2 tRNA genes and 3 rRNA genes are annotated in these 5,523 nt (G+C 53.0%); all 5 read right to left on the reverse strand.

The window, feature by feature from the left end:
• Window positions 1-72: 72 nt before the first annotated feature.
• The 5 genes from rrf to ABB27_RS04570 all read right to left on the reverse strand — a co-directional run bounded on the left by rrf (window position 73) and on the right by ABB27_RS04570 (window position 5,280).
• Window positions 73-187, reverse strand: a 5S ribosomal RNA gene (rrf, locus tag ABB27_RS04550).
• A 166-nt stretch (window positions 188-353) separates the two neighbouring features.
• Window positions 354-3,232 (reverse strand): 23S ribosomal RNA (locus ABB27_RS04555).
• A 229-nt stretch (window positions 3,233-3,461) separates the two neighbouring features.
• Window positions 3,462-3,538 (reverse strand) — tRNA-Ile (locus ABB27_RS04560).
• Window positions 3,539-3,561: 23 nt separating this feature from the next.
• A tRNA-Ala gene (locus tag ABB27_RS04565) sits at window positions 3,562-3,637 on the reverse strand.
• A gap of 96 nt (window positions 3,638-3,733) precedes the next feature.
• A 16S ribosomal RNA gene (locus tag ABB27_RS04570) occupies window positions 3,734-5,280 on the reverse strand.
• Together the 16S, 23S and 5S rRNA genes with 2 tRNA genes alongside form the textbook arrangement of a ribosomal RNA operon.
• Window positions 5,281-5,523 lie beyond the last annotated feature (243 nt).

Here is a 5,523-nt window from a genome sequence, read left to right on the forward strand (position 1 = left end):
CCAGGCTCAAAAACACCTGGCTTACATAAAAAGACAAACCCCGCTGCGTGAGCAGCGGGGTTTTAGATAAAACCCTGACGATGACCTACTCTCGCACAGCTTAGGCTGCACTACCATCGGCGCGGCTACGTTTCACTTCCGAGTTCGGGATGGGATCGGGTGGTTCCATAGCGCTAATTTCATCAGGGAGACAGTTGGAGCGTCGCTCGTGTCTTCTTTCTGGGTGGTGTGCAGGTATCTGCATTCCATCCAAGAAAGGGCCTACGGCGCCTGTCTCGCGTTTGGTCTTGTGACGTAGCGTGCAACTTGGACTCTATCGACATGTCATGTCGGCCAAGGCAACTTGAGGTTATATGGTCAAGCCTCACGGATCATTAGTATCAGTTAGCTCAATACATTGCTGTACTTACACACCTGACCTATCAACCACATAGTCTATATGGTTCCTTTAGGGGGCTTGTGCCCCGGGAAGTCTCATCTTGAGGCGCGCTTCCCGCTTAGATGCTTTCAGCGGTTATCGCTTCCGAACATAGCTACCCGGCAATGCCACTGGCGTGACAACCGGAACACCAGAGGTTCGTCCACTCCGGTCCTCTCGTACTAGGAGCAGCCCCTCTCAAACTTCCAACGCCCATGGCAGATAGGGACCGAACTGTCTCACGACGTTCTGAACCCAGCTCGCGTACCACTTTAAATGGCGAACAGCCATACCCTTGGGACCGACTACAGCCCCAGGATGTGATGAGCCGACATCGAGGTGCCAAACACCGCCGTCGATATGAACTCTTGGGCGGTATCAGCCTGTTATCCCCGGAGTACCTTTTATCCGTTGAGCGATGGCCCTTCCATACAGAACCACCGGATCACTAAGTCCTAGTTTCCTACCTGCTTGATCCGTCGATCTTGCAGTCAAGCACGCTTATGCCTTTGCACACAGTGCGCGATGTCCGACCGCGCTGAGCGTACCTTCGAGCTCCTCCGTTACTCTTTAGGAGGAGACCGCCCCAGTCAAACTACCCACCATACACGGTCCCCGATCCAGATAATGGACCTAGGTTAGAACGTCAAGCACGACAGGGTGGTATTTCAAGGATGGCTCCACTGCAGCTAGCGCCACAGTTTCATAGCCTCCCACCTATCCTACACAGACGAACTCAACGTTCAGTGTAAAGCTATAGTAAAGGTTCACGGGGTCTTTCCGTCTTGCCACGGGAACGCTGCATCTTCACAGCGATTTCAATTTCACTGAGTCTCGGGTGGAGACAGCGCCGCTGTCGTTACGCCATTCGTGCAGGTCGGAACTTACCCGACAAGGAATTTCGCTACCTTAGGACCGTTATAGTTACGGCCGCCGTTTACTGGGGCTTCGATCAAGAGCTTCGCCTTGCGGCTGACCCCATCAATTAACCTTCCAGCACCGGGCAGGCGTCACACCCTATACGTCCACTTTCGTGTTTGCAGAGTGCTGTGTTTTTGATAAACAGTCGCAGCGGCCTGGTTACTGCGACCCTCTTCAGCTATAGCTCGCATGAGCCACCAAAAAGGGTGCACCTTCTCCCGAAGTTACGGTGCCATGTTGCCTAGTTCCTTCACCCGAGTTCTCTCAAGCGCCTGAGAATTCTCATCCTACCCACCTGTGTCGGTTTACGGTACGGTCTGCGTAAGCTGAAGCTTAGGAGCTTTTCCTGGAAGCGTGGTATCAGTGACTTCGCCTTAAAGGCTCGTCTCGGTGCTCGGTCTTAAAGAATCCCGGATTTGCCAAAGATTCAAACCTACCGCCTTTCCCCAGGACAACCAACGCCTGGTACACCTAACCTTCTCCGTCCCTCCATCGCACTTACGCGAGGTGCAGGAATATTAACCTGCTTCCCATCGACTACGCATTTCTGCCTCGCCTTAGGGGCCGACTCACCCTGCGCCGATTAACGTTGCGCAAGGAAACCTTGGGCTTTCGGCGTGCGGGTTTTTCACCCGCATTATCGTTACTCATGTCAGCATTCGCACTTCCGATACCTCCAGCAAGCTTCTCAACTCACCTTCACAGGCTTACGGAACGCTCCTCTACCGCGTACATATAAATATGCACACTCCAAGCTTCGGTTTACTGCTTAGCCCCGTTAAATCTTCCCCGCAGACCGACTCGACCAGTGAGCTATTACGCTTTCTTTAAAGGGTGGCTGCTTCTAAGCCAACCTCCTGGCTGTCTGTGCCTTTCCACATGGTTTTCCACTTAGCAGTAAATTTGGGACCTTAGCTGTGGATCTGGGTTGTTTCCCTTTTCACGACGGACGTTAGCACCCGCCGTGTGTCTCCCATACAGTCCGTCTCGGTATTCGGAGTTTGCAATGGTTTGGTAAGTCGCGATGACCCCCTAGCCATAACAGTGCTCTACCCCCGAGAGGATACATATGAGGCGCTACCTAAATAGCTTTCGAGGAGAACCAGCTATCTCCGGGTTCGATTAGCTTTTCACTCCTAATCACACCTCATCCCCTACCTTTGCAACGGGAGTGGGTTCGGGCCTCCAGTGCGTGTTACCGCACCTTCACCCTGGGCATGACTAGATCACCCGGTTTCGGGTCTACTGCCCGCGACTATGCGCCCTTATCAGACTCGGTTTCCCTTCGCCTCCCCTATACGGTTAAGCTTGCCACGAACAGTAAGTCGCTGACCCATTATACAAAAGGTACGCAGTCACTCTTTCGAGCTCCTACTGCTTGTACGCACACGGTTTCAGGATCTATTTCACTCCCCTCTCCGGGGTTCTTTTCGCCTTTCCCTCACGGTACTGGTTCACTATCGGTCGGTCAGTAGTATTTAGCCTTGGAGGATGGTCCCCCCATATTCAGACAGGGTTTCACGTGCCCCGCCCTACTCGTCTTCACTGGAATGGCCCTTTTAAATACAGGGCTATCACCTTCTATGGCCGGCTTTTCCAAACCGTTTTTCTAGAACCATACCAGCTTAAGGGCTGTTCCCCGTTCGCTCGTCGCTACTTAGGGAATCTCGGTTGATTTCTTTTCCTCTGGTTACTTAGATATTTCAGTTCACCAGGTTCGCTTCCAGCAGCTATGTATTCACTGCAGGATACTGCCGAAGCAGTGGGTTTCCCCATTCGGACATTACCGGATCAAAGCTTGTTGCCAGCTCCCCGATACTTTTCGCAGGCTGCCACGTCCTTCATCGCCTCTGACCGCCAAGGCATCCACCGTGTGCGCTTATTCGCTTGACCATATAACCGCAAGTTGCCTTGGGTTACATATATGACCTGGGGGTACAAAGCCCAGATACGAAATATAACGACTCAATTAATAAGAAGACATTTAAGTCTTCCGCCTTAGCCTCACGACACGTCAAGATAGATAATCTCAAACGCTCGCTACGTCACAAGTTTTAAAAGAACAGATATCAGCCACAGTGCTGATGTCTATAAATTCTTAGTATGCGGTACATTCAGAGTGTGGTGGGTCTGGGTAGACTCGAACTACCGACCTCACCCTTATCAGGGGTGCGCTCTAACCACCTGAGCTACAGACCCAATGTTCTGTCATAGCATCAACATGGTGGAGCCTGTCGGGATCGAACCGACGACCCCCTGCTTGCAAAGCAGGTGCTCTCCCAGCTGAGCTAAGGCCCCGTATTTGGGACTTTTCCAAGCCAACCCTGTTGGCTGTGGAACTCTGAATGCAGGTTTCTTGTGGGGACGCCTGACAGGCGATGCTGTCTTTGCTCAAAAGGAGGTGATCCAGCCGCACCTTCCGATACGGCTACCTTGTTACGACTTCACCCCAGTCATCGGCCACACCGTGGCAAGCGCCCTCCCGAAGGTTAAGCTACCTGCTTCTGGTGCAACAAACTCCCATGGTGTGACGGGCGGTGTGTACAAGGCCCGGGAACGTATTCACCGCAGCAATGCTGATCTGCGATTACTAGCGATTCCGACTTCATGGAGTCGAGTTGCAGACTCCAATCCGGACTGAGATAGGGTTTCTGGGATTGGCTTACCGTCGCCGGCTTGCAGCCCTCTGTCCCCACCATTGTAGTACGTGTGTAGCCCTGGCCGTAAGGGCCATGATGACTTGACGTCATCCCCACCTTCCTCCGGTTTGTCACCGGCGGTCTCCTTAGAGTTCCCACCATTACGTGCTGGCAACTAAGGACAAGGGTTGCGCTCGTTGCGGGACTTAACCCAACATCTCACGACACGAGCTGACGACAGCCATGCAGCACCTGTGTTCGCGTTCCCGAAGGCACCAATCCATCTCTGGAAAGTTCGCGACATGTCAAGGCCAGGTAAGGTTCTTCGCGTTGCATCGAATTAAACCACATACTCCACCGCTTGTGCGGGCCCCCGTCAATTCCTTTGAGTTTCAGTCTTGCGACCGTACTCCCCAGGCGGCGAACTTAACGCGTTAGCTTCGATACTGCGTGCCAAATTGCACCCAACATCCAGTTCGCATCGTTTAGGGCGTGGACTACCAGGGTATCTAATCCTGTTTGCTCCCCACGCTTTCGTGCCTCAGTGTCAGTGTTGGCCCAGACAGTCGCCTTCGCCACGGATGTTCCTCCTGATCTCTACGCATTTCACTGCTACACCAGGAATTCCACTATCCTCTGCCACACTCTAGTCGCCCAGTTTCCATCGCAATTCCCAGGTTGAGCCCAGGGCTTTCACGACAGACTTAAACAACCACCTACGCACGCTTTACGCCCAGTAATTCCGAGTAACGCTTGCACCCTTCGTATTACCGCGGCTGCTGGCACGAAGTTAGCCGGTGCTTATTCTTTGGGTACCGTCAGAACAACCGGGTATTAATCGGCTGCTTTTCTTTCCCAACAAAAGGGCTTTACAACCCGAAGGCCTTCTTCACCCACGCGGTATGGCTGGATCAGGCTTGCGCCCATTGTCCAATATTCCCCACTGCTGCCTCCCGTAGGAGTCTGGACCGTGTCTCAGTTCCAGTGTGGCTGATCATCCTCTCAGACCAGCTACCGATCGTCGCCTTGGTGGGCTCTTACCCCGCCAACTAGCTAATCGGGCATCGGCTCATTCATTCGCGCCAGGCCCGAAGGTCCCCGGCTTTCACCCGTAGGTCGTATGCGGTATTAGCGTAAGTTTCCCTACGTTATCCCCCACGAAAGAGTAGATTCCGATGCATTCCTCACCCGTCCGCCACTCGCCACCCATAAGAGCAAGCTCTTACTGTGCTGCCGTTCGACTTGCATGTGTTAGGCCTACCGCCAGCGTTCACTCTGAGCCAGGATCAAACTCTTCACTTAAAACTACATGTCCGAAGACAATAACTTTAGCTGCAGAAGTTCAACCACTGGCAACGTTTCGCTTGCATTAAAACAATTGAATCATTGCTTGATTAAACGTCTGCAAGATGGACAGTCATCCATTCCTGCAGGCGTCCTCACAAGATACCTGCGCATACTTTCAAAGAACTTCGAATCCGGCCTCAGCGCCGTCTTCGTAGGCTGCGACGTTTCCGTCGTAGCGAGCCGCCCATTATAGGGCGG

The organism is Stenotrophomonas terrae, assembly GCF_001431465.1.
GTDB classification, from domain to species: domain Bacteria; phylum Pseudomonadota; class Gammaproteobacteria; order Xanthomonadales; family Xanthomonadaceae; genus Stenotrophomonas; species Stenotrophomonas terrae.